Raw genomic sequence first — 22066 nt, 5'->3', positions numbered from 1 at the left:
CCACAATTCGAGGCTGTTTGAGCGCTCGGCGTTGCGCCTTGAGTCGGATGCACTGCTCGCCGGAGAACTCACAAGCGCTGCCGACGATAAACGCGGGAGTAGGGCGTTGAAATCGGGACGCAAGAGGCGAACTAATCATGCACGCCCACGGAGTTGAACCCGCGATCGGCTAAGTGATGCAATCGGTATATTTCGTGCTTCCGCCGTGATGGATCGGTAGTGGTATCTTTTTGTGCCAGTCCGCCGTCTCGATTGCCGAAGCACAGTCCCGGCCCGCAGACCATGAGCGAGGTGAATCGGAATAGCCGGTGATGATCGATTACTACAACACTCTCGGCGTTTCGCCTCGCGCGACCGAGGCGGAGATCCGAGCGGCCTACAGGCGGCTCGCGATGAAATTCCATCCCGACCGACAGCACGGCAAGTCTGCCCTGGAAAAGAAGCAGGCCGAGGAGAAATTCAAGGAAATCGAGAGGGCTAACCGCATCCTTGGCGACGCGCAGAAGCGCGCGGAGTACGACCTGGGCCATGGCGCGACCCGTAGCGGGAATCCCTGGTGGGCCGGGCCGGACGAAGACGACGCTAATTCCGAAGACCTCTTTCGCCAGCAGTTTCACCAGAGCCAGCGGAGACGCCGTCAATCCAGACCACCACCTGTACGAGGCGAGGACATCCGCTGCAAGGCGTCAATCGACGCTGACACGGCGGTCCGCGGTGGCCAGGCAACCGTCGAGGTCAAAGTTGAAGACACATGCCCGTATTGCGGGGGCTCAGGGGAAACGGACTCTCCCGTAGCGTGTGAAAAGTGCGACGGCCACGGGTGGCATCCTTCCGCGGATGGCTGGGGGCAGCGCACTTGTAGCAGATGCAAGGGATCGGGGGTCGATTGGCGCTGCAGAGAGTGCAAAGGGAAGGGTGCATTCAAACAGACCAAGCGCTTCAACATCCAAGTGCCGGCGAACACCCCGGCCGGTCGTATCCTTCGTGCAGTCGGTGGCGGCATGCCAGGGGAGTTCGGTGGCGCGGCCGGCGATCTCCTCTGCGAAATCCGGGTGGTGAAGTCCGGGTCTACCTATCTGAAGGGTCTCGACGTCCGCTGCGAGATCCAGATCGATTGCATCACGGCGTGGCTCGGAGGCAAGACCACCATCGAGATCGTGGGGCGAACCTTCGAGGTAGACGTCCCACCGAATACGGGCAGCGGCAAGTCGTTGCGCTTTGCCGGCAAGGGCCTGCGTGACGCCAAGAGTGGCCGGACGGGAGACGCCATTGCGAAGGTGGTCTTGACCCTGCCGAAGGGGCCGTTCGCGGACGAGCGACTCGATCACCTGCGCCGGTTTGCCGGGCGCGAACCGGTCATCAAACCGCGGCCGGCCGCGCCGGCGAAGAAGGCGGCAACGCGAGAGCGTCCGGCGAGGCCCGCTCCCTCACCGGAACGGCCCCGCGAAGCGGCTCACGACTTTGCGAGTGCAAAGAAGGCCCCAGAGCCAGCGACCTCCTCGTCTGGGCGTCGCAAGTTCCAATGCGGCGGCTTTGAAGTCCGCCATCTCGAGCGCCTTGAGTTGGACCAGCAGGGCGTCGCACGTCAGCGCTTTGCGGAATGGGAGGCCGCCGTGCGCGCGGAGGAGCTGGGGGAGACCCGCCCAGGCCGCGCCGCGGCCAAGCGGCGGGAACTGACGCGAACCGAAGCCGACATTTCCGCCTACGCGCCTGGGAATGCCCCACAGATTCTGGTTCAGTTGTTGGAGGCGTTTCGCCGCGCAGCCTTCGCGGAGACGATCTCGGTGATTGGGAACTACGCGATGCTTGCCTATGCGTCCGCCGCGGGCTGCCGCATCGAAGATGCCGTCAGACTCGGGCTCTACAACAAGCGCGTTCAGTTCGTCACGGCGAAGCCCATCGCAGAGTCAGTCATCCTGCCCGCACTCCAGGCAGTGGATCCGACCTTCATCCTCGCCCCCAGGATGGGGGCCTGCGTGCGCGGGCGAAACGAAGTCGGCTTCGTGGTCGACATCATTGGCGCCGTGAAAGCGAGCACGCCGGAAGCGACGCTGTCGACCACGATTGCGGATGACAGTGGAGCAGCCATGTCCTATGGGATGACCAAGCTCCTGCGTGGCGGTCGGGTAAGCACGATTGTCTTTACCAAAACGGGCGTCATGGAGCGCCTGACAGCGATCTCCCCCGAGTCCTACTACGCATTCAAGGGATGGATCGCCGCCCAGCGGGGGGTGCCAGAGGAGAAGCGAAAGTTCTGCCAGAACTTGATGATTCTGGCGGCCAAGCTCGGCGATGGCCTCGTGCTTAGCCCCTGAGTTCGGCAGTCACATCCAACGCGCGGCAACAATCTCAAAAAGGCAGTCGACGAGCTGCCACGACGACCAGCGTCGAAGCCGGCGCGCCGTGTTTGCGCGTCCAGGACGACGACGCCAGGCAGCGCTAGTGCTTGGAGGTCTCAGGCGGTCTGTCACGCAAGGCTGGTGTGATCGCCGAAGGCGCGTCGCGGCAGGGCGGCGCACCCATTTTTTTTTGGTCAGTCCTCGCCTGGCTCAACCGGGCGACGGCCATTGCTGCGCGGCATGGAGTACCCGCAGGATCCGGATGGAGGTGGCATCCACGGCGTACACGACCAGGTAGTTGGCCGCCACGACCATCTCGCGCGTGCCCGCGACGCGGCCGGCTCGGTAGAGCTCGGGGTGTTCCGGCAGCCGTGCCGCTTTCGCTTCGAGCTCGTCCTTCAGGCTCTGGGCCGCATCCGGATTCTCATCCGAGATGTAGTCAACGATGGCGAGAAGATCGGCCCTGGCCCACCGCGTCCATTCAACCGCGCGCACGGCGTTTCCGGTCGATCAGCGCCTGAACGTCGTCCATGACCTGGTCATGCGGGAGCGGCGGGGCCGGGTCCGTCAGCGCTTGCTGGACCTTGGCGCGGAACCAAGCATCATAGGTCTCGGGATCCGTCGTCAGACCGGGCGGCAGCCCGCCCTCCTTGGCGATCCGTGTCAACAGGATGCGAACTGCGTCGGACACGGTTAGTCCAACGCTGGCGAGGTTTTGCGTGGCCCGGGCTTTGAGGTCGTCGTCCACGCGGATGTGCAGCATTGAGGTATGCGCCATGGAAATCTCCTATGCTTTGACCTACATTATGCATCTCAATTGAGATACAACCAAGGGGGTGAGCGCGGGACCGTGGTATCCGTATGCGCCACGCCACGTTAAGCGAGTCGTTGTCCAGGTCGTTGGCGTACAATGCCTGAATGTGACTTATATTTAACATAATGATAAGACCTTCCGGAAAAAGCTCCGCAGGCTAGGCCAGCACTAGGGTGCGGCCCATCCGGATACGCGTGCGGAGCGGATCAAAATTTAGGGCAAAACGATCAGCGAGGGCCGCAAAAACGTTCCTAGCTTCGGGCGTCTTCGTGCGCTCCGCGTGCGCCGCCAGCAGCACGCAGGCCGGGTCAATGTCGAGTATCCGCGCAACGCGGATAGCGGTTTCGTCATCGAAGCCGGACAGGCCATTGCGATACCGGCTGACCGCCGCTCGTGTCACGCCAAGCTGCTTGGCGATGGCGTAATCCGATACGCCGCCCATCTTGCGGCTGACCGCATCAAGAAATTCAACTGTAGTTTTCATCACTTACACCCCTTTTAAAAAGTACTCCACCCGGTCCGAAGAGTAGTCAAGTGTTGTGGAACATGCAACGTTTCAGGGTGTGGTACGTAACATACATATTGACCGTTACCGATGCGGTAACTATAGTGCCCACCAGACGCGTCGCCGCCTGGAACCCACCCGCCAGGGCCGGCCTGATCCGCTGGCTGGCGGCGCATCTACCTCCGATAGGGGGTTCTCCCAAACAGGGTGGGGAGAAAAGGGGTGTGACATGTCGTTACAAATTTCCACGAAGCGATTCCAGAAAGAAGACGGCACCGGAGAAACGGGCTGGGTCGAGGTCCGGGATTACGAGAAGGGGCTGAATGTCGATTTCCACTTCGGCTACGCGCATTGCGGGACCGAAGACGCAGCCCAGGCGAGCGCGCGGCTGTTCGTGCAGGCGCTGGAAGGCGTGACCAATCTGGAAAAGCTCAAGGCGATTCAGGCCAGCCTGTCGGAAACCATCGCACGGCTGGAGGGCAAGCAATGAAGCCCGCCATCGTGACGCTACAAATTTTCAAGCAGTTGCACGCCGATGGCCGCTTCGGCACGGTGGACGTGACGAACGGGCGCCGCCTGCTGGCGACCTTCTGGTATCAGGGGCCGGAGGCCGGCACGTACGACCGTGACCGCTACATCACGATGGAAGAAGCCGAGCGCCAGGCGGCTGAGTTCGTTTTTGCATGGCAGAAGCGCGGTTAACGCCCATGCCAGCACTCAAACTCAATGAGGCCGAGCTCTCGGCCTTGTCCGGCATGGACTACGCCGCGATCTGCATGTACGTCATGGCCATCCGTCCGCGCATGGACTTCCGCACCGGGGCCGTTGGCCTCGCTCCCCGCATCTCCTGGCAGGCCCTCAAGGAATGGCTCTACATCGAGCCACGGCCCGGCGTGAAGGCCACCATCCCCAGCATAGAGGCAATCCGCCGCATGGCGCTACAGCTCGTTAAAAACGGCCTGCTGCGCATTGGCTCACGGGAGAAGCAACTCATTTTTTTCTGTCCGCTCGCCATGACGGATAAAAACGTCCAGAAAAAAGCCGACAGTAAGCCGACAGGTCAATCCGACAGGCAAGCCGACAACTCACAAGGCAATACCGGAGCGGGTTTCAGGGAAGAAGCCGACAGAGAAGCCGACATACCCGAAAACGCGAAAGCCGACACACATCCGAGTACCGGTAAAACCTTAAACCCTCCCCCCCCTACCCCCCCAGCGCTTCGCGCCGGTGGGGAGTATCAACAGCCCCCCACGCCTACGGCGCGGGAGGGTGAGATAGACCCCCAAGACCATCGCGACGCAAGGACGCACCGGCTCTCAGAGCAACGCCACGAGGGCACAGGTTCGGTGGGGGAGGGCGCTTCGCGCCGGCTTGCAAGGGATGGGGGTTCGATCGCTTGGGCGGATCGGCTGCATTGGCCGGTCGATATCGCGCAGGCCAGGAGAGCCGCTATCGCGAAAAATCTCGACGGCCTAGACCCTGATCTATCCCAGACCGTTTTAGACGAATGGCGGGGCTGTATGGAGGCCGGAGGCATACGCGCACCGTACAAGTTCCTCGCCAGTCTCGTGGACAAGGCGCGGGCAGGCGACTGGATACCCGATCACGCGGACCGGATACGCGAGCAGCGCGAAGCCGCCAGGGCGGCGGCCGAAGCCGCGGCGAACCGCGAATCCGCCTTTGCGGCCGAGGTCGCGGCGAGCCGGGCCGGCAAACCGGCCGGGCGCCTGGCCGACCTGGTGCGGCCGCGCAATGCGAAGGGGGCCAGCCATGCGTGATCCCGTAGACAACCGCACCGCCGAGCTGCTCGACGTCGAGCCGAAGCGCCGGCCGGGCCGGCCGCGCAAGCCCGGCGCCATGACGAACGCCGAGCGCCAGGCGGCCTACCGCGCGCGCCTCAAGGCCGATGGCATTTCGACGTATGCCCGGCCGGGCGTGCCCGACCTGGTGCACACGAAGGTTCAGTTCGCGGACGCCGAGCTGGTCGCAATGCATCGCGCGAATGGAGAAGAGCTACAGGAAGCTTACGCCGAGCTGGACAGCACGAAGGCCGAGCTGGCCGAAGCGCACGAGACCATCAACGAGCTCAACGATGAGCTGATCGCGTTGCGCCGCTGGCGACAGAACGCAATCGACTCCGGCGCCGTGATCGCCTCGCTACGCGGCGAGCTGGAAGCCGCGCGCAGCGGGCTCGCAGACAAATCCGTTACGGGCAAAAAGGTAACGAAAAACATCCCGGAAAGCGAGTGGCCGTTTCCGGGAGAGAGGTCAGCAGTCGAGCAACAACGCGCATCCGATATCCGCTAAATCCGTTACGCGTAACGAAAAACCAATCCGCGCCAAACAGGCGACAACCAAGAGGGCTTTACCGTGAAGAAACCACCCCCCAGTTTTCTTGAGCGCGCCAATCGGGCGCTGCTCGTGTACGGGGCAATCCTGCCCCCCGATATCCGCCAACTGTTGAAAGACATGGCGGCCGCCCTTGACGAACTGAAAGGGAACGCATGACCACCATCAAAACCGAATTGCAGGCGCTGCTTGACGCCGTGATCAGCCTCAAGCCCCACGTACGGGACACCGGGGATACCGCCTATGGCGCTGCGCGCCACCAGGCCGACATGGTGCTGACCATGGCCGACCAGCAGTTGGCGCCGCCGACCGTGCCCACCGAGGCCATGCTCGCCGCCGGCGTAACGGCAATGGCGAACATGCCGGCCAATACCACCGCCGCGGACGTGGTGGCCGGCGTGCTGCGTGCCGGCCTGGAAGCAGGGCAGGGGGCCTGACACCGTGGATAAGTGCACCTGCCCGGTGTGCGGCCAGGGCGCGCGCTGGAAGCCGATGAAAAACGGGCGGGTGTGCGTCAACTGCACCGCGCCCGGCTGCGGAATCCAGCTGTTCGCCCGCTCCGACAACGCCGACGAGCGCATCCGGGAACGCTTCATCCTGGGCGATGGCCCAACGTACGTACGTAACGTTACGGGCGACCCGTCCGACGATAACGCGCAGGGCGCCGCCCTGGAACAGGGGGAGATTTCGGTATGGGGATGATCGACGCGGACACCCTGGACATGCTCCGGCGCAAGGCGCACGCGGCGGAAACCGTGGAAACGGAAGACTTGCCGCTGCTGCCGGGCGAGTCGCCGCCGCCGGAGCCTATCGACCCGGCGCAGGAATGGGAAGGCATCCTGACTATGCTGGTGATGGCGGGGACCGTTGCCTTGCCCTACCTGCCGACCATCTACACCCCGGAGGCCATCAAGGCGCTCTCCGGCGCCATCGTGCCGGTGGCGCAGAAGTATGGGGTAGACCTGGGCGGGGTGAGCTCGCCCGAGCTGGCCCTGCTGATGGTGGTGGCGCCGCTGGGCCTTGCCCATGTGATGGTGCACAAGCAGTGGCGCGCGCAGCAGGAGGCAGAACGTACGGTGGAAAACGCGACGGCGCCGCCGTCCGAGGTGGTGCCGCCGCAGCCGCGGTCGCACCTGGGCGAGAACATGCAGGACAACGGCGGGCGGCTGATGCCGCAGGGGGCGTAATGGCAGGCAGTCACAACACCGCGCGCATCATCGGCGTAATGGGCGCATCGGGTAGCGGCAAGAGCCGCTGGCTCAAGGGCACGCTGGCACGGGGCAACCCGGCCAAGCTGCTGATCTGGGATCCACTCAACGAATACGAGCAGGGCCGCATCATCACGGACCTGCGCGAGCTCGTTGAAACGCTGGGCGCGCTGGAGCCGGGCGACCCGTTCAAGCTGACCTATCGGCCGGGTCCGGATATGTCGACCTATGCCAAGAAGTTCGACACCTTCTGCGCGCTCGCTTTCGTGATCGAGGGCGTCTGCGTGGTGATCGAGGAACTGGCGGACGTCACCAGCCCCAGCTGGGCGCCGCCGGCATGGTCGCGCCTGTCACGCCAGGGCCGGCACAAGGGCATGACGATCTTTGCCGCGAGCCAGCGGCCCACGCTGATGGATAAGACCTTCCTGGGCAATTGCACCATGATCCATTGCAGCCGCCTGAACGACGAGAACGACGTCAAGACCATGCGCCGCTACCTGGGCGTGAGTGAAGAGCAGGTGCGCGGCATGGTAGCCGACAAGGATAGTGGGCGCTTCGACTTCATCGAACGCGACATGCAAACCGGGAAAACGGTCGTCGGCAGGCTCGGCTAGTGGCGGCCCTGCAACAGCCCATTTCCTAACGTAACGTACGTTACGTTGGCCGACGCCGAGCCCAACGTAACGTAACGTTGCAAGCCCCTTGCGGCACCTTCCCCGCTTGCCCATAGTGAAGACTCAACAGCGGGGGCCAACCCCGAATTTTTGCACCACGCATCTTTCGGGAGAAAACCATGGGCGTGAAGGAAATCGGTAAGGCGGTGGCCATGACGGCCATTGCCCTCGTCATCATCAATCAGGTCAAGCGGTTCCTGCCCGATTCAGCTGCCAAGCTGCTGGGCTAACCCATGAGCGAAGTCAAATCCGCCGTCAAGACCACCGCCCTGGTGCTCCTGACCATCTATGTGCTGCGCCGCCTGCCGGTGACTGATCAACTCGTTGCCACCGCACTGGTAGGCTGAGGAAAAACGCATGTCCATTATTCAACAGCTGCCGCCGTTCCTGAACGTGGTTGCCTCCGGCGTTGCCACGCTGCAAGTCCCGCGCTACGCCAATACGCTCAACCGTATCGTGCTCGCGCTGGGCGGCACGGCGCTCACCAAGGCCATGATCACAGACATCAAGGTCAAGATCGGCGCGCGCACCGTGTACAACGTGAGCGGCGCCCGCCTGGACCTGATCAACAAGTACAAGGGCATCTACGATGATGCCAACTTCCTGTCCATCGACTTTACCGAGCGCGATGCGCCGAGTATCGACGGTAAGGAAGTGGGCGGCTTCGACATGACCGCGTGGCCGGACAATCTGAATCTGGAAATCACGCTCGCGGGCGCCACGGCGCCGACCCTGACCGGGTATATGGTGCTGACGCCGCCGCAAGGAAAGGGTGCGGGCGAACTGATCCACAAGCTGCTGTACTTCCCGGCATCGACCAGTGTGGGCGGCAAGTTCCCGATCAATTTCGCCGCCAAGGGCGCCTTGATCAAGCGCGTGCACATGTTCTACGCCGGCACCGACTGGACCGCCACCACGGACGGCAACGTCAACCGCGTCGAGGTCAAGAAAAACGGCCTCGTGGTGTGGGACGCCACCAGCCGTGTGCAGCGTTTCATTGAGCAGGAACAGCGCAAGGTGCCGCAGCCGAAACACTACTGCGTGGACTTCGTGTACGACAACAATGCTTCGGGCGCGCTGACCACCGCCGACGCCGCCGCGCTGGAGTTCAATGCGTTCCTTACCGCCGCCGATGGCCTTGACGTGTATGTCGAGGTGATCGACCTGCCGTTCAACCTCTGATCGGGAGATGGCCATGGGTGAATGGGACTCTGTGCAACCGCAGTCGTATTTTTCCGACCCGATGACCAGCTCGGCGGCGGATGCCAGCGACATGAACCCGCTGGCGAGCACTGGCGCCGATCTGCTCCGCTTGGGCCTGTCGCGTCTGATCGACGTGCAGACCGTGCGCGCGCTGCAAGGCACCAACACGGCCGCCGTGCTGCAATCAAACGGCATGACCGTCACGACTGCGCCGCGCGGCTCCGCGCCGGCTCTGGCCCTGTTCGGCGGCGGGCTGATGCCGCTGCTGGTGGCCGGCGGCCTGATCTGGCTGATTGCCGGCGGGAAGCACTGATGAATCCGGCCATGGGCGGGGCGGCATCTGCCGCCATGTACTCGAACCCGTACACCGCCGCCATCATGGGCGCCTCGCAGGTGCTGACCAGCACGCTGGGCGGCCCGGATGGCAATAAGGCGGCCGTGTCGGGCGGGGGCATGTTCGACCAGCATTTCGACGGCTCCGGCTGGACCGTATCCACGGGCAGCAGCAAGGCCAGTTCAGTGCCGACCGCCACCAGCGCCATCCAGGCGACGGCGGCCAACGCGCTGTCACTGTTCAACAACCCGATGGTGCTGCTGGCTGCCGCCGCTGTCGCCATCGCCTTTGCGCGCCGGGCCGGGTAATGGTTGAGATCAAGCCAGAGCCGTGGAGCGATGCGCTGTTGGCCGAGGTCGATAGCGCATTTGCCACGCACGCCAAGAGCGACACCAGCCGGGGTCTGATGGCGCCGGCTGAGTGCGTACGCAGCGGCGTGTTCTGCCGGGTCTACCGTGACGGCGAGCCAGTGGCATGGTACGTGCTGCGGGGGCATAAGTACGCGCACGGCAGCGAAGCGGAAATTGCGCTCGCGCATGGCCGCGCCGATTTTGATCTGGTGGCCGATGTGCTGCCGCTGATCGAGTTACAGTGCCGCGCCTTCGATGCGATCCGCATCGAGACATGCCGGCCCGGATTGATCAAGAAACTGAAGCGCATTGGCTACGGCGTAGACGCCGTGGTGTTGCGCAAGCGGGGGAACCATGATTCTGCGTCCTGAACAGGTCCGGTTGATGGCGCTGGGCCTGCCCACGACGCCATGTAACAAGTCGAGCAGCAACAGCAGCGAGACCAAAGCCGAAACCAACAACGTGGACCGCCGTATGGTCAACGATGGCGGTGTCGGCGTATCGGGCGATGGCAACAAGGTAGTGGCGAACATCACGGACGGGGGCGCCATTGATGCCGCGTTCGACTTCGCCAAGAGCAGCACGGAAACCACCTACAAATCGACGGCGGATGCCATCGGGCTTGCCAAGGATGGGTTGATGCTGAATCTTGGTCAGGCGAAGATCAACGCCGATGGCCTGCTGTCTGGTTTCGGCAAGCTGCTGGACTTCGCGCGGGACACCACCGACACAGCCAAGGCAGTGAACGAAACCGCCACGAAAAACGTGGCGCAGGCCTATGAGAACGTGCAGGAAATCGGCACGGGGCAGAAATTCATGGTGGCGGGCGCACTGTGCATCGCCGGTATCGTCGCCGTGCAGGCAATGAAAAAGGGCTGACCGTGGGCATCATCGAATCCGTACAGAGTTACGACCTGAACATCCCTGCCGGCGGTGCGCAAAACATCGACGTGGCCGGGGATCGCGTGCATTTCCTGAGTGCAGGCGATCCGGCAGCGCAAATCGAGATTCGTCCGAACTACGCGCAAGGCAATATCTCGCTCAAGCCGGGGCAGGGCTTCCGGTTCAGCGAGCAGGTGACGCGCTGGGTGGTGTTCAACAAGAGCAATCTGCCGTTGTATGGCACCTTGATGATTGGATCGGGGGATTTCTTCGACCAGCGCATTACAGGTGACGTCAATGTGATCGACAACGCCAAGGCGCGCACGCTTGCCAATACCTCATTCATTACGGCCATCGGAGCCGGTGGAACGGCGGGCACGCTCGCACACTGCCAGCTATGGAACCCGGCAGGCCGGAACGTCTCGTTGATCGTGGAAGGGCTGGAAGTATCGGCAGGCGCGGCGACAGCCGTCAATATTTGGCTGACGAATGGCGCGCTGGGTACGCTGCAAAGCAATCCGGTTTCCAAGTTGGCAGGAGGCGCGGCTTCCGGCGCCGAGGGGCGTGTTTATAACGGTGCAGCAGCGTCTGGCTCGCAGTTGTTTGGGACATCGCTGCAGGCGAACGTTCCGTACCAGCGGCGCTTTGTTGAGCCCATTGTGCTTCCGCCTGGATGGGGGATGTTCGCAATGAACAACACTGTGAATCAGTCCCTCAACTATTCGGTCGAATACTTCGAGGCCTGAGGATGACGCGCTATGAATTCGCGCTGCTGGCGATGGCCGCCGTGGGTTATGTGGTGTGGCGCGACATGCAGCGCAGCGAGGAAATCGGCGCGCAGTCGCCGGACCTGATTGACCAGGCAGAGAATCTTTTTTACGACGCCACCGAGGGCAATTTCTTCGGGGGCACTGAGGATACGGATATGGGCCAAGCTGCGAACAACCGCGCCGCCTTCTTGCTGACGATCCGCACCGCCGAGGGCACTGCCGGACGCGATGGCTACCGCACGCTGTTTGGCGGCGGGCTGTTCGACTCGTTCGCGGACCACCCGCGCCAAGTCATCACGCGCATGTCCAACGGCAAGGAAATCAGCAGCAGCGCCGCCGGGGCTTACCAGTTCCTGCGCCGCACGTGGGACACGCTTGCGGCGCGGCTGGGGCTGGGCGACTTCTCGCCAGCCAGCCAGGACACCGCGGCTATCGAGTTGATCCGCGAGGCGGGCGCACTGGGCGACGTGGATGCCGGGCGCTTCGCGCTGGCGGTGCGCAAGGTGCGCAAGATTTGGGCGAGCATGCCCGGCGCAGGCTACGGGCAACCGGAAGTCGCGCTCAACCAGTTGCAAGCGGCCTATCAGGCGGCGGGAGGTGTGGTGAATGGCTAAGGCATCGCAAGGCGGGGGCGGCGGCCCTGACATTCTTCTGATCGCGGCGGTGGGCGCCATGGCGTTTCTTGCGCTGCGTTCGCGCACGGCTGGCGCCACCGGCGTGCCAATGACCACGGCATCGCAGTTGCGGCCGGACTACACCGCGCAGCGGAATATCGCCTATACGCAGGCAGGGGTTGGCTTGCTGGCGTCGCTGCGCGGTCTGGGCGGTGGCTCCGGTAGTTCGGGTAGCGGTGGCGGGTGGTCGCTGGGCAACCTGTTCGGAACGGGATCACCGGACGCGCTCTTTAGCGGCGGCGGCACGGCCACTGTGGGCGGAATTTTCGGCGGGCGTGGCTATGACGTGGCGAATTTCAACAACGGCTATGGCAACTTCGAAGAGTCCATGTCTGGCCTGACCGATAAGGAAATCGGCAACCTGAACGGCGCCTATGGCTTCGGGTCGCTGGTGCAATACCCCGGCTTTGGCGGCTGACATGAAAGACACCACCGCCAAGCTGCTGATTGCTGCCGGAGCCGTCGCGGCGCTGGCCTTCATCGTAAAAAAAAACGGTGGGGTCCAGGGTGTGGCTGCGGGTGTAGTAAAGGCCCTGTTCGGGGCGGCGGGCGATGCGGCGAGCGGCGTGGTGCTGGGCATCGGTGACGCCATCGGCGTGCCGCGTACCGACATGACGGCGTGCGAACAGGCCATTGCCGAGGGGCGCACCTGGGATGCCTCGTTTGCCTGCCCGGCCGGAACGTTCCTTGGCTCAATATTGAGCGACCGCCAGCCGGACGTATATGGCAACGCGACGCCGCTATCCGAGTGGATGGGCACCATTGCGAGCCGTCCGATTACACCATGGGTCACGCTCGAAAATGCGGGTGGCGCGGCCTTTGTTTACCCGCGTATCAGGAGAGCATCTTGAAATTTCTGCAACGTCTGCGTGAGCCGTCGACCATGGCCGGCCTGTCGGGTCTGGCCGTGATCGTCGGAGCGAATCCGACCAAGGTCAATGCGGTATCTGCCGCCATCGCTGCCGTACTGTCGGCGCTGGCCGTGTTCCTGCCCGAGCAGAGCAAGGGGGAATGATGGATGCGGTCACGCTGGACGCGCTGAAATACATCGCCACGGCGCTGATGAGTGCCGGCGCGGTATATGGCGGCATCCGTGCCGATCTGCACGCCATGCGGGCCAGCATCAACCGCGCGCATGAGCGCATGGACAACCATTTGCAGGGGCACCGATGAGCGGGCGAGGCTGGATCCCCACGCCGGCTGAGATTGGCCGTGAAACTCTGATCGTGATCGGCGGAGTGATCTGCGCGGCCGTGATCCTGTCGCGCTTCCCGGCGCTCAAAGAGTGGATCGCAACACAAGGCACGGTGACGCTGAAAGACCAGCAAAACCGCATTTTATGGTGATACAGGAGAGAAACATGGCAACGAAGAAACGCAAGCCGGCACGCAAGACGCCACCGCGCCAGGCGAACGGCCGCTTCAAGAAGCGCAAGAAGTAAAAAAGGCCCCGGGTGGGGCCTTTTTCATGCACGCAGCACGCCGGGTGGCGGCATTTCCGTTACGGTTTTCGTTACGTGTGCGAGGCGCGACCGGGGTTGGGCCATTTCGATAACCTGGCCGCGCACCAGGCCAAGGCGCGGCAAGACCTTGCTGTACCCCATCTGGCGGGCCATGTCGAGGCGCTCCATCTCTTGCAGGCGCAGCAGCTCGGCGGCCCACCAGGGCGGCGCGCGCCGGCCTGACAGCCAGGCGGTAACGGTGGAACTGGTGCAGCGCAGGCGGCGCGCCAGGGCATCGGCGGGGATTCCGGTAGCGTAGTGCTCGAATTCCCTGAAAGTGGCGTGTTGATACATATTTGGTCTTCTTGTGGGCGAAAAAAAGCCCCGGCCGGGTGGGCGGGGCTGAAAATTATCGACGCGGCGGGGGTTTAGTGTTGGAAGCCGCGCGGGGTATGGCTTTGCGGGTCGGAAGGTCTATTTAACATAATGATTGTTATGCGAAGGAACGGTAGGTTTACGGCTGTTGCGTTCTGAGGCCTTGAAATCCCGCTTCTGGCGCAACAGGCAGGATGGTCTATGGTATAGATTCCTGGGTCTTGGACCTCGGCGGCCATGGTCATTCAGCTCAATCAGCCGGAGGTGCCGCAGCGTCTGCACGGCGTGACGCTGGTGGACCGGCATGGCTTGCCACGCTTCTGGGCGAAAGTGTGGGCGCTGATGGCGCTGGCCGATCATGCCGAACTGACGCGGCTGCGCAAGTTGCATCATGTCGAACGCCTGTATGCCTATGCCGACGACATGTTGGCTGCCGGCCGGTGCGGCGCGCCTCCTGGTGCGCCGTAATTGCCCATAGGGGGTGTTTCGCTTATCCCGGCGGGGACGCCAAACAGTCCCGGGCCGTGCCCTCCGCGTCGTCATAGCTTCGAGGCGCAGGTAGGCCGCTTAGGCGTCGACAGGCCTGGCACGCCCTGCTCCACCCCTGGCGCGTTCCGGCTCCGCGAGTGCGTTAAACCAGGCCATGCCAGCATGCGGGTCCGGGTTGGGATCGGCGGGAAATACCGCGCCGCCAACTTCCTCGCCATCCTCGAGCAATTGCAGGCGCCAATCACCACCCACTTCGGCCGGCCGCGGGTTAATTCGCAACGATAGTGCGTCATGGTTGGCCACTGCTGAAGCGCTTCAGGGGCGCTCTTTGTTTCACGCGGCGGCAGGCAACTTGCTTTTGCGGGGGCGTCCGCCAAGCCTACCGTTTTCCCTCGCAGCCGCCGCCTTGGCAGCCGTCGAGGCCGCACCTCCGCGTTTGCCCAGCTCTGACGCCATCCAACGCTTGGAGCCGAGAAAACCTTCGAGCAGCGCCGGCAGATACAGATCCGCGTCCAGGTGGGGGAAATGGATGCCAAGCCCCGAGGGGCTGATTTCGGCATCGGCCAGGTCCGCCGGGTGGGCGTGCTCCAGACCCTGCGCCGCCTTGGGCGAAAACGCCAGTTCAAGGCCGGATGCCAGCGCGATCACCACGCGCGAGACGCGCCGGTCATAGCGCACCGACACCACCGCCGGGAAGGAGGCCTTTTTGGCCGCGCCGCGCGCATTCGCAGCGGCCAGCACGTCGTCAGTAATTTCCATGGATGCCTCTCCAGTCGCGGCACAACGCCGCCAGATGGGCGATCAGCGCGTCGACGATTTTCCCCAAGTCCCTGGCCGAAAAGCCATAGTTCTCGCGCAATTCTGGCGGCCCCTTCGGGCAGTGGCAGATTGAAGACAGCTTCGCAGCCTTTGCCCATCACGTGGACATGGGCCGGGCGATGGTCGTTGGGGTAAATCACCACGCGCAGGCCGAAAATCGATAAGACCGTTGGCATTGATTGTACCAAACCTAAGCGGCTTGGGTTATTAGTTGCCGTGATCTTACAACGGCCTGGTGCCTATGGCTAGTTCGCCATACGCGGATTCGATGTGGCCCTAGCTATTTCGAAGTGATGTGCCTTCTAGCCTGATTGTGCGCAATCTGCCGCCCTCGCGCGGCCACGACAGCAGCGCCAAGCGGAGTTCCACCGCTGGCAGCGGCGCCTGCCGCCACAGGCGAGCGGCGGTGACGGCGGCAACGCTGGCCGAGAAGGAACTCCGCATTGCCGAGATCGAGCGGCAAGTAAGACTGCTGACGAGCCCAGACCGCGTTTGCCAGAACCCTATGCCAGACCAGCCACGCGATAGCTCCTAATGGTCTGGCGCGTCGCGGAGAGGCTCGACATTTCGAAGCGCCAGGTCGAGCGGTTGGTGCAACGGTTCCGCCAGGACGGCCCCAAGGCCTCGTCTCCCGTAAATGGAACAGCCGGACCACAACCAGTTGCTGGAATCCCGTGTCCGGGGCCTGACCCGCGACAGTTATGCCGACTTGGCCCGACGCTGGCCGCCGAGAAGCTGCGCGAGCGCCATGGCATCGAGATCTCACCCGCGTGCGTGCGCCGGATCATGATCGACGCAGGCTTCTGGGTGCCCAGGAAGCTGCGCCCGCCCAAGGTGCACCAGCCGAGGAACCGCCGCGCCAGCCTGGGAGAACTGGTGTAGGTCGACGGCAGCGACCAGGCGGCTGATGCGGTTGCGGTTCGTGCCCTCGGAATCCACGCAAGCGTATTTCACTGCCACGCACGCCTAAGCTGCGCCGTCTCTGGCTCAAAGCCGCAGACACGAACTATCCGGGCTAGGAGTTACCAGCCGTAACCCTGTGTCCGGTCGGTGATGCTCTCCGGTGGCGCCGAGTATCGGCGCGTCATGCGTGCCGCGCCCCGCCGGTGCGGTCCCACACTGCCTGCCCTGCAGGAAACCAGTGGTGGTGTCGGCATGCAGCGGTCGAAGCTCGGCGCCTTCCTTGACGGGTTGAAGCCTGCCTACCGCGACCAGATCGGCACCCCCGCATTGCTTCCGCTCCGATTGGTACCAGCTGGAGTGGCCCGGGGGCGCTCTCACTGAAAAAAGTCGCGTTTTGCACATCTGCAGCGGATGTATAAGATACTTATTAGACATTTACGTATAAGATACATTATTGTATCTTATACGAGAAATCGTAATTTATGCGCCCTCGGAGCTCACCGGCTTGACGAAGGGAGCTGGGTTTCCTCGGCACAAAGCCTTCTTCCACCTAGCTTTGCGGCCAACAAAACTTTAAGATACATATGTGTAACTAAACCACATAATATGACCTCTTGGGAATTTTACGGACGGATGGGCACGCTGGAGACTCTGGACCGGATTGTCCATGGCCCAAACTGGTTCTTCTGCCGCATCCAAGGCCGACGACGCATTGGCAAGACGACCCTGCTGCGTGAGCTATCCAAGAGCGAACCGTCGCTACTCGCCCGGATGGTCTACATGCAGATACCAGACTCAGACGAGCGAGATGTGGCGGCTGGGTTCCGCCGGGCGCTGGAAGACTGCGAATCCGAGATCGCAAATGCACTGGCCCCGCAAGTCACTGACTTCGCCTCGATGGCCGGCGTGATCGGCCAGCTATGCCGCCGCGGCCTTATCGTCGTGTTGGACGAATTCCAGTATTTCACGGAGGCGAGGCTCTACGCCTTCAACTCATTCCTGCAGGACCAAGTGGACCGGCTGCGCGATACGCAAGGGGGCGGGCTGTTTGTCCTTGGCTCCCTGCAGTCGGAAATGAGCGCGCTCCTCGACGACAAGGGTGCGCCGCTCTTTGGGCGGCTCACAGCGACTATCGATCTGCAGCACTGGGATTTCGAGGACTTGATCGAGGTGTACCGCGCACACGATATCCGCGACCCGCACCATTGGCTCACGCTCTGGAGTTTCTTCGAGGGCGTTCCCAAGTTCTACCGGGACGCGTATGACCAAGGCCTGTTTCAGGTGGGCGCCCGGTTTCAGGAAGCCTTGCTCGAGCGGATGTTCCTTCGCGAAGGCAGCCCTCTGGCCGAAGAGGCAGACACATCCTTCCTCCGTGAGGTGAAGGGCAGACTGCTCTCAGTCCTAAATTTCCTCGCCGAACATCCAGGCTCGAGCCACGGGCAACTGGTCGGCACACTGCTGCGGGATGAAGACGAAGCGTCGTTGAAGGTCACAGTCAAACGCCTGGTCGAGAATTACCATATGGTCGACAAGCGCCACCCGGTGTTCTCGGAGAGCAAGAGCCGCAATGCCCGCTATTACATCACCGACAACTTTCTGCAGGCGTGGCTGTCGGTCGTGAAGCCGGCACGGGACGCTTCCCGCATGCGCCCCCTATCGAAGGCGATCGATCTGACGCTCCCTCGGCTGCACGGGCACGAGGGATACGCGTTCGAGAAGCTGATTCGTCAGTTGCACGTAGAGTGTTCGCGAAAGGGCGTGGGCGATTTCTCGCTGACCTCCATCGAACTGGGCTACTGGAATCGGCCGCGAGACGAACAGAACGCGATCGAGATCGACATCGTCGCACTCGACGAGGACACGCGGCGTATCCGCTTCGGCTCGTGTAAGCGCGGTGCAAGCAAGCACATCCGGTCCTCGCTTTCCGAATTTGAGCGACACATCGAGCGATTCATGTCGACAAAGGAAGGACGCCGGGTGAAAGGGTGGACGTTGACCAAGGCGCTGTTCTCGCCAGTCTTTTCTGACGAAGAGGCTCGGGCGCTGACGGCCGCCGGCTACCAGTGCCTGGACTTGCCGGCGTACGTCAGGATGCTTGCGTCTTCGCGGTCCGTGTGATGCTCGGGCCGGCCCTAGCTTCTGACCGCCCCGGCAGTGGGTGTTGAAGGAAGCGGTGCGAACGATTGTACCGACCGTAATCACTATGAAGGGCTGCGCCCTTCCCTTCAAGGCATGCCGGGGTCGAAATGGGGGGTGCTCTGAAATTCTTCCACTCGATGGCAATCCAACCAGACCGTCTTCCTGGGGCGGCGAATGCCAGCCAGTCATCCCACATTGATACAATCGATCGCGATTCGCCAATCGACTATGAGAGGATGATGACAAGGGTGGCTACGCGCGCAAGCGTGATAACCGCGGCTGACACCTTCTGTGAATGCGGCACGTCGGAACAGGTCGACGACGGGAGGACAGCATCACTGCCTCGTCAGCGAGCAACGAACCGATGTTGGGGAGCAAGTCAATGCCAGACGTAAAGCCAAAGGCCGCCCGCAAAGCCTCGCCTTCCTGGAGCGATGTCAAAGCCAAGCTGACCGACTTCGACCGTGCCGGCTTAATCGGACTGGTACAGGCCCTGTACGTGGCGAGTAAGGACAACCAGGCCTTCCTGCACGCGCGGTTTATGCTGGGCGGCGATGTGCTCAAGCCATACAAGGTGACCATCGACCGCTGGCTGTGGCCGGATGCGTTCAAAAATCAGGACACCTCGGTAGCCAAGGCGAAGAAGGCGATCTCCGAGTACAAGAAGGCCAATGGCCAGCCGGAAGGGATGGCCGAACTGATGGTGTTCTATTGCGAACGGGCGTCCGGCTTCAGCGCCGACGTTGGCTACCAGGACGACGGCTATTTTGATGCCTTGGTACGGATGTTCGAGCAGGCGCTGCAAATGATCGCTACCTTGCCCGATACACAGCGGCAGGCACTCTGGGCACGCCTTACCCAAGTGCGTAGCACCAGTGACAATTTCGGCTACGGGGTAGGCGATGACATGGATGCTTTGCTGGCCGAATATGGCGTCGATGGCTGACCGTGATGCGTTCGCCGCGCTGCAAGCCGAGAACGCCCGCCTGATTGCGTTACTGGAATCGCATGGCATCGCATGGCGCTTGCCGCCGAAGGAGGCCGCGCCTGGCGTACTGGGGGCTGAACAGCCGCACTTGTCCACGGACGACAAGGTGGCGCTGTTCCGCCGGTTGTTTCGCGGGCGCACGGATGTCTATCCGATCCGCTGGGAGAGCAAGTCCACAGGCAAGTCCGGCTACACGCCGGCTTGCGCCAACGAATGGCGCGCCGGCCTCTGCGAGAAACCGCGCATCAAGTGCGGCGACTGCGGCAACCGATTGCTGATCCCGCTCTCGGATCAGGTCATCTACGATCATTTGGCCGGTGAGCACACGGTGGGAATCTATCCGTTGCTGGAAGATGACACCTGCTATTTCCTCGCCGCCGATTTCGATGAGGCCGAGTGGCGAGACGATGCCCGTGCCTTCGTGCAGTCCTGCAGTGAACTTGGTGTGCCAGTCGCGCTGGAAATTTCTCGTTCCGGCCAGGGTGCGCATGCCTGGGTCTTCTTCGCGGGCAAGGTCTCGGCGCGCGATGCGCGCCGCTTGGGCACAGCCATCATCAGCCACACTTGCTCGCGCACCCGGCAGCTCAAGCTGGCGTCCTATGACCGTCTGTTCCCAAACCAGGACAAGATGCCCAAAGGCGGCTTCGGCAATCTGATTGCCCTGCCACTGCAGAAGCGACCGCGTGAGCATGGCTGCAGCGTGTTCGTCGACGCCGCTTTTCATCCCTATCCCGACCAGTGGGCCTTCCTGGCGTCAATCCAGCCGATGGTCCCGCACGACATCGAGCCAACCATCTTTCGTGCCACGGGCAGCGTCCACCCGCTGGATGTTACCTTCATCGGCGATGAGGACTTGGCCGCGCCATGGAAGCACGAAGCGCCGACAACAAGGAAGGTCACGGGCAAGATGCCGGAGGCGCTGACCGTGACGCTGGCCAACCTGATCTATTTTGAGAAGGCGCAACTGCCGCAGCCGCTGGCCAACCGCCTGATTCGCTTGGCGGCATTCCAGAACCCCGAGTTCTATAAGGCGCAAGCGATGCGGTTGTCAGTGTGGGACAAGCCTCGCGTGATCGGCAATGCAGAAAACTACCCGCAGCACATCGCCCTGCCGCGCGGCTGTCTTGATGCCGCGCTGGAACTGCTGCGCGACAACGGCATCCGCTGTGAGCTACGCGACGAGCGCTGTGCGGGCGAGCCCATCGATGTTGGCTTCGTCGGCACGCTTCGCCTTGACCAGGAGGCCGCCATTGCCGGGATGTTGCCGCATGATGCTGGCGTGCTATGCGCACCGACCGCCTTCGGCAAGACGGTGACGGCGGCCGCCATGATCGCCCGTCGCGGTGTGAACACCTTGGTGCTGGTACATCGCACGGAACTGCTCAAGCAATGGCAGGAGCGCCTGCAAGCCTTTCTGGGCGTCGGCAAAGGCGTGGTTGGCACTATCGGCGGCGGCAAGGCCAAGCCTTCCGGTCAGATCGACATCGCAGTGATGCAATCTCTGTCGCGGCAGGGTGAAGTCAATCCGCTGGTCGAGCACTACGGTCATGTCATCGTCGACGAATGCCACCACATCGGCGCAGTCTCGTTCGACGCGATCCTGAAACGGGCCAAGGCGAAGTACGTGCTCGGCCTGACCGCGACCCCGATTCGCCGTGATGGCCAGCAGCCCATCATCTTCATGCAGTGCGGGCCGATCCGGTACACGGCGGCGAAGCCGGCCAGCTCGCCGCACGCCTTGGAGGTCGTACCGCACACCTGCCTTGCGCCAATCGAACTGCCGCCCGAGTCTGGCATTCAGGAGGTATTCCGGCACCTGGTCCAAGACCAAGCCCGCACTGACACCATCGCTGTGGAAGTGCTCGAGGCCTTCAGGCAAGGCCGCAAGATTTTGCTGCTGACAGAACGCACCGAACATCTCGACGCCATCCAAGCTGCGTTGGGCGGGCAGATTTCCCCCCTCTTCGTACTGCACGGGCGGCTGTCGAAGCCGAAACGCGCCGCATTGATCGCGGCGCTCGACGCCCTGCCAGCCGACGCACCGCGCGTCTTGCTGGCGATCGGCAAGCTGGTTGGCGAGGGTTTCGACCACCCGCCACTCGATACCTTGGTGCTGGCAATGCCTGTGTCGTGGCGGGGAACGCTGCAACAGTACGCGGGCCGGCTGCACCGCGAACATGCCGATAAGACTGACGTACGGATCATAGATTTTGTGGACACCGGCCATGCAGCATTGCTGCGGATGTGGGACAAGCGCCAACGCGGGTACCGGGCAATGGGGTATCGGATGGTGGGAGGGGCCGGGACAGAATGATTGTTTCGCTGCAACTGGGGTCCTACGAGTGCTTCTTCGCCTATACCCCCAGCACGCATGGGTTGCCGCCCACACGGTAGCCGGGGAAAAGCCGCCCTCAGGAGCGGCACCGCATCGGATGGACCAGCAAGCCATAAACGCGCTCCGCATGACAGCGAATGGCATTGCCGTACCGGTCGAGGAAAGCACCCAGCCGGTCCAGCACACACAGGGCGTGGTCGCGCGCGAAGGCAGCGTTGGATCAGGTAGTGGTCGCGACATGGGGGCCCGTCCTCAAAGTAAAAAAGTCAGGGTGGAGGCTGTTCGCCCGATTTTTCATGATGGTGAAATTACACGCTGCAACGCTGAATGGCCTGCCCTTTATACCGTTTGATGGCTTACTTCATCCTGTGCCGCCAGTTCCCACATATTTTGCCGGCTACGGCGATACGGCTAGCTTGGGCCTGCAGCGTCGGGACATCTTAATAAAATTTTTGCCAGAACTTTTGATTAAGAC

General features: G+C 62.7%; 33 protein-coding genes. 27 read left to right on the top strand and 6 right to left on the bottom strand.

Features of this window, described 5'->3' with window-relative positions:
* Window positions 1–311 precede the first annotated feature (311 nt).
* A complete protein-coding gene (locus CF70_RS20975; RefSeq protein ID WP_035868969.1) occupies window positions 312–2315 on the top strand; it encodes a GSU2403 family nucleotidyltransferase fold protein in 2004 nt (667 codons plus the stop codon).
* Window positions 2316–2549: 234 nt separating this feature from the next.
* On the opposite strand, the gene CF70_RS20970 is transcribed toward CF70_RS20975, so the two are convergent.
* The 3 genes from CF70_RS20970 to CF70_RS20960 form a co-directional block, all read right to left on the bottom strand.
* Window positions 2550–2834, bottom strand: coding sequence for a type II toxin-antitoxin system mRNA interferase toxin, RelE/StbE family (locus tag CF70_RS20970; protein ID WP_035868965.1), 285 nt, complete (start codon window positions 2832–2834; stop codon window positions 2550–2552).
* Window positions 2821–3117 (bottom strand): type II toxin-antitoxin system RelB/DinJ family antitoxin, encoded by a 297-nt coding sequence (locus CF70_RS20965; RefSeq protein ID WP_022540171.1) that lies wholly within the window; start codon window positions 3115–3117, stop codon window positions 2821–2823. Before CF70_RS20965 ends, CF70_RS20970 begins: the two co-directional genes overlap by 14 nt.
* A gap of 193 nt (window positions 3118–3310) precedes the next feature.
* A complete protein-coding gene (locus tag CF70_RS20960; RefSeq protein ID WP_035868960.1) occupies window positions 3311–3637 on the bottom strand; it encodes a helix-turn-helix domain-containing protein in 327 nt (108 codons plus the stop codon).
* Window positions 3638–3887: 250 nt separating this feature from the next.
* On the opposite strand from CF70_RS20960, the gene CF70_RS20955 reads away from it, so the two are divergent.
* The 21 genes from CF70_RS20955 to CF70_RS37015 all read left to right on the top strand — a co-directional run bounded on the left by CF70_RS20955 (window position 3888) and on the right by CF70_RS37015 (window position 13448).
* Window positions 3888–4148, top strand: a complete 261-nt coding sequence (locus CF70_RS20955) for a hypothetical protein (protein ID WP_035868956.1) — start codon at window positions 3888–3890, stop codon at window positions 4146–4148.
* Window positions 4145–4360, top strand: a complete 216-nt coding sequence (locus CF70_RS20950) for a hypothetical protein (protein ID WP_035868953.1) — start codon at window positions 4145–4147, stop codon at window positions 4358–4360. Before CF70_RS20955 ends, CF70_RS20950 begins: the two co-directional genes overlap by 4 nt.
* A 5-nt stretch (window positions 4361–4365) precedes the next feature.
* The gene (locus CF70_RS33900) at window positions 4366–5436 is read left to right on the top strand and encodes a hypothetical protein (RefSeq protein ID WP_051648712.1); all 1071 of its coding nucleotides are present in this window, start codon (window positions 4366–4368) and stop codon (window positions 5434–5436) included.
* Complete coding sequence (locus CF70_RS20940) at window positions 5429–5965, top strand: hypothetical protein (RefSeq protein WP_051648710.1); 537 nt, start codon at window positions 5429–5431, stop codon at window positions 5963–5965. The genes CF70_RS33900 and CF70_RS20940 overlap by 8 nt, the downstream gene beginning before the upstream one ends.
* Window positions 5966–6028: 63 nt before the next feature.
* Complete coding sequence (locus tag CF70_RS36700) at window positions 6029–6166, top strand: hypothetical protein (RefSeq protein ID WP_160172279.1); 138 nt, start codon at window positions 6029–6031, stop codon at window positions 6164–6166.
* Window positions 6163–6444: a hypothetical protein gene (locus tag CF70_RS20935; RefSeq protein ID WP_035868950.1), complete on the top strand. Its 282-nt coding sequence runs from the start codon at window positions 6163–6165 to the stop codon at window positions 6442–6444. Before CF70_RS36700 ends, CF70_RS20935 begins: the two co-directional genes overlap by 4 nt.
* 4 nt (window positions 6445–6448) lie before the next feature.
* Window positions 6449–6709 carry a hypothetical protein gene (locus tag CF70_RS20930; protein WP_152561869.1) on the top strand — a complete coding sequence of 87 codons (261 nt, stop codon included), beginning with the start codon at window positions 6449–6451 and terminating at the stop codon, window positions 6707–6709.
* Window positions 6700–7194: a hypothetical protein gene (locus tag CF70_RS20925; RefSeq protein ID WP_152561868.1), complete on the top strand. Its 495-nt coding sequence runs from the start codon at window positions 6700–6702 to the stop codon at window positions 7192–7194. The genes CF70_RS20930 and CF70_RS20925 overlap by 10 nt, the downstream gene beginning before the upstream one ends.
* A complete protein-coding gene (locus CF70_RS20920) occupies window positions 7194–7829 on the top strand; it encodes a hypothetical protein (RefSeq protein ID WP_035868942.1) in 636 nt (211 codons plus the stop codon). The genes CF70_RS20925 and CF70_RS20920 overlap by 1 nt, the downstream gene beginning before the upstream one ends.
* Before the next feature lie 417 nt (window positions 7830–8246).
* Window positions 8247–9071: a major capsid protein P2 gene (locus tag CF70_RS20915; protein WP_035868938.1), complete on the top strand. Its 825-nt coding sequence runs from the start codon at window positions 8247–8249 to the stop codon at window positions 9069–9071.
* 13 nt (window positions 9072–9084) lie between these two features.
* The gene (locus CF70_RS20910; protein ID WP_035868935.1) at window positions 9085–9405 is read left to right on the top strand and encodes a hypothetical protein; all 321 of its coding nucleotides are present in this window, start codon (window positions 9085–9087) and stop codon (window positions 9403–9405) included.
* Window positions 9405–9734: a hypothetical protein gene (locus tag CF70_RS20905; RefSeq protein ID WP_035868932.1), complete on the top strand. Its 330-nt coding sequence runs from the start codon at window positions 9405–9407 to the stop codon at window positions 9732–9734. Before CF70_RS20910 ends, CF70_RS20905 begins: the two co-directional genes overlap by 1 nt.
* Window positions 9735–9772: 38 nt before the next feature.
* A complete protein-coding gene (locus CF70_RS20900) occupies window positions 9773–10147 on the top strand; it encodes a hypothetical protein (protein ID WP_235185137.1) in 375 nt (124 codons plus the stop codon).
* 13 nt (window positions 10148–10160) lie between these two features.
* On the top strand, window positions 10161–10655 hold the full coding sequence (locus CF70_RS33895; protein ID WP_051648708.1) for a hypothetical protein: 495 nt from the start codon (window positions 10161–10163) through the stop codon (window positions 10653–10655).
* A 2-nt stretch (window positions 10656–10657) separates the two neighbouring features.
* Entirely contained in the window at window positions 10658–11404 is a 747-nt protein-coding gene (locus CF70_RS20890; RefSeq protein ID WP_035868926.1) for a hypothetical protein, read from the top strand.
* Window positions 11405–11406: 2 nt separating this feature from the next.
* Entirely contained in the window at window positions 11407–12042 is a 636-nt protein-coding gene (locus tag CF70_RS20885) for a glycoside hydrolase family 104 protein (protein ID WP_235185136.1), read from the top strand.
* On the top strand, window positions 12035–12520 hold the full coding sequence (locus CF70_RS20880; RefSeq protein ID WP_035868923.1) for a hypothetical protein: 486 nt from the start codon (window positions 12035–12037) through the stop codon (window positions 12518–12520). The genes CF70_RS20885 and CF70_RS20880 overlap by 8 nt, the downstream gene beginning before the upstream one ends.
* A 1-nt stretch (window position 12521) precedes the next feature.
* Window positions 12522–12953 (top strand): hypothetical protein, encoded by a 432-nt coding sequence (locus CF70_RS20875; protein ID WP_035868918.1) that lies wholly within the window; start codon window positions 12522–12524, stop codon window positions 12951–12953.
* Window positions 12950–13117, top strand: a complete 168-nt coding sequence (locus tag CF70_RS37020; protein ID WP_200876782.1) for a hypothetical protein — start codon at window positions 12950–12952, stop codon at window positions 13115–13117. The genes CF70_RS20875 and CF70_RS37020 overlap by 4 nt, the downstream gene beginning before the upstream one ends.
* A complete protein-coding gene (locus tag CF70_RS36695; RefSeq protein ID WP_160172278.1) occupies window positions 13114–13275 on the top strand; it encodes a hypothetical protein in 162 nt (53 codons plus the stop codon). Before CF70_RS37020 ends, CF70_RS36695 begins: the two co-directional genes overlap by 4 nt.
* Window positions 13272–13448, top strand: coding sequence for a hypothetical protein (locus tag CF70_RS37015; protein ID WP_200876781.1), 177 nt, complete (start codon window positions 13272–13274; stop codon window positions 13446–13448). Before CF70_RS36695 ends, CF70_RS37015 begins: the two co-directional genes overlap by 4 nt.
* Window positions 13449–13567: 119 nt before the next feature.
* Here CF70_RS37015 and CF70_RS20870 read toward each other — a convergent pair whose 3' ends face one another.
* The gene (locus tag CF70_RS20870) at window positions 13568–13897 is read right to left on the bottom strand and encodes a transcriptional regulator (protein ID WP_051648707.1); all 330 of its coding nucleotides are present in this window, start codon (window positions 13895–13897) and stop codon (window positions 13568–13570) included.
* A 258-nt stretch (window positions 13898–14155) separates the two neighbouring features.
* On the opposite strand from CF70_RS20870, the gene CF70_RS20865 reads away from it, so the two are divergent.
* Window positions 14156–14386, top strand: coding sequence for a hypothetical protein (locus CF70_RS20865; RefSeq protein WP_035868912.1), 231 nt, complete (start codon window positions 14156–14158; stop codon window positions 14384–14386).
* A gap of 354 nt (window positions 14387–14740) precedes the next feature.
* Here CF70_RS20865 and CF70_RS20860 read toward each other — a convergent pair whose 3' ends face one another.
* Both CF70_RS20860 and CF70_RS39020 read right to left on the bottom strand, forming a co-directional pair.
* A complete protein-coding gene (locus CF70_RS20860; RefSeq protein ID WP_035868910.1) occupies window positions 14741–15166 on the bottom strand; it encodes a DUF2442 domain-containing protein in 426 nt (141 codons plus the stop codon).
* Window positions 15052–15402 carry a DUF4160 domain-containing protein gene (locus CF70_RS39020; protein WP_200876780.1) on the bottom strand — a complete coding sequence of 117 codons (351 nt, stop codon included), beginning with the start codon at window positions 15400–15402 and terminating at the stop codon, window positions 15052–15054. The genes CF70_RS20860 and CF70_RS39020 overlap by 115 nt, the downstream gene beginning before the upstream one ends.
* A 1333-nt stretch (window positions 15403–16735) precedes the next feature.
* Here CF70_RS39020 and CF70_RS20855 point away from each other — a divergent pair.
* The 4 genes from CF70_RS20855 to CF70_RS36145 all read left to right on the top strand — a co-directional run bounded on the left by CF70_RS20855 (window position 16736) and on the right by CF70_RS36145 (window position 21943).
* Complete coding sequence (locus CF70_RS20855; protein ID WP_035868907.1) at window positions 16736–18247, top strand: ATP-binding protein; 1512 nt, start codon at window positions 16736–16738, stop codon at window positions 18245–18247.
* 403 nt (window positions 18248–18650) lie between these two features.
* A complete protein-coding gene (locus tag CF70_RS20850; RefSeq protein WP_035868904.1) occupies window positions 18651–19214 on the top strand; it encodes a hypothetical protein in 564 nt (187 codons plus the stop codon).
* Window positions 19207–21570 carry a TOTE conflict system archaeo-eukaryotic primase domain-containing protein gene (locus CF70_RS20845; RefSeq protein ID WP_051648716.1) on the top strand — a complete coding sequence of 788 codons (2364 nt, stop codon included), beginning with the start codon at window positions 19207–19209 and terminating at the stop codon, window positions 21568–21570. The genes CF70_RS20850 and CF70_RS20845 overlap by 8 nt, the downstream gene beginning before the upstream one ends.
* Window positions 21571–21688: 118 nt before the next feature.
* Entirely contained in the window at window positions 21689–21943 is a 255-nt protein-coding gene (locus tag CF70_RS36145) for a hypothetical protein (protein ID WP_152561866.1), read from the top strand.
* Window positions 21944–22066 lie beyond the last annotated feature (123 nt).

The organism is Cupriavidus sp. SK-3 (assembly GCF_000611145.1).
GTDB lineage: Bacteria > Pseudomonadota > Gammaproteobacteria > Burkholderiales > Burkholderiaceae > Cupriavidus.
The sequence above is the reverse complement of the archived record's forward strand: the minus strand, read 5'-3'. Positions and strand labels throughout refer to the sequence as shown.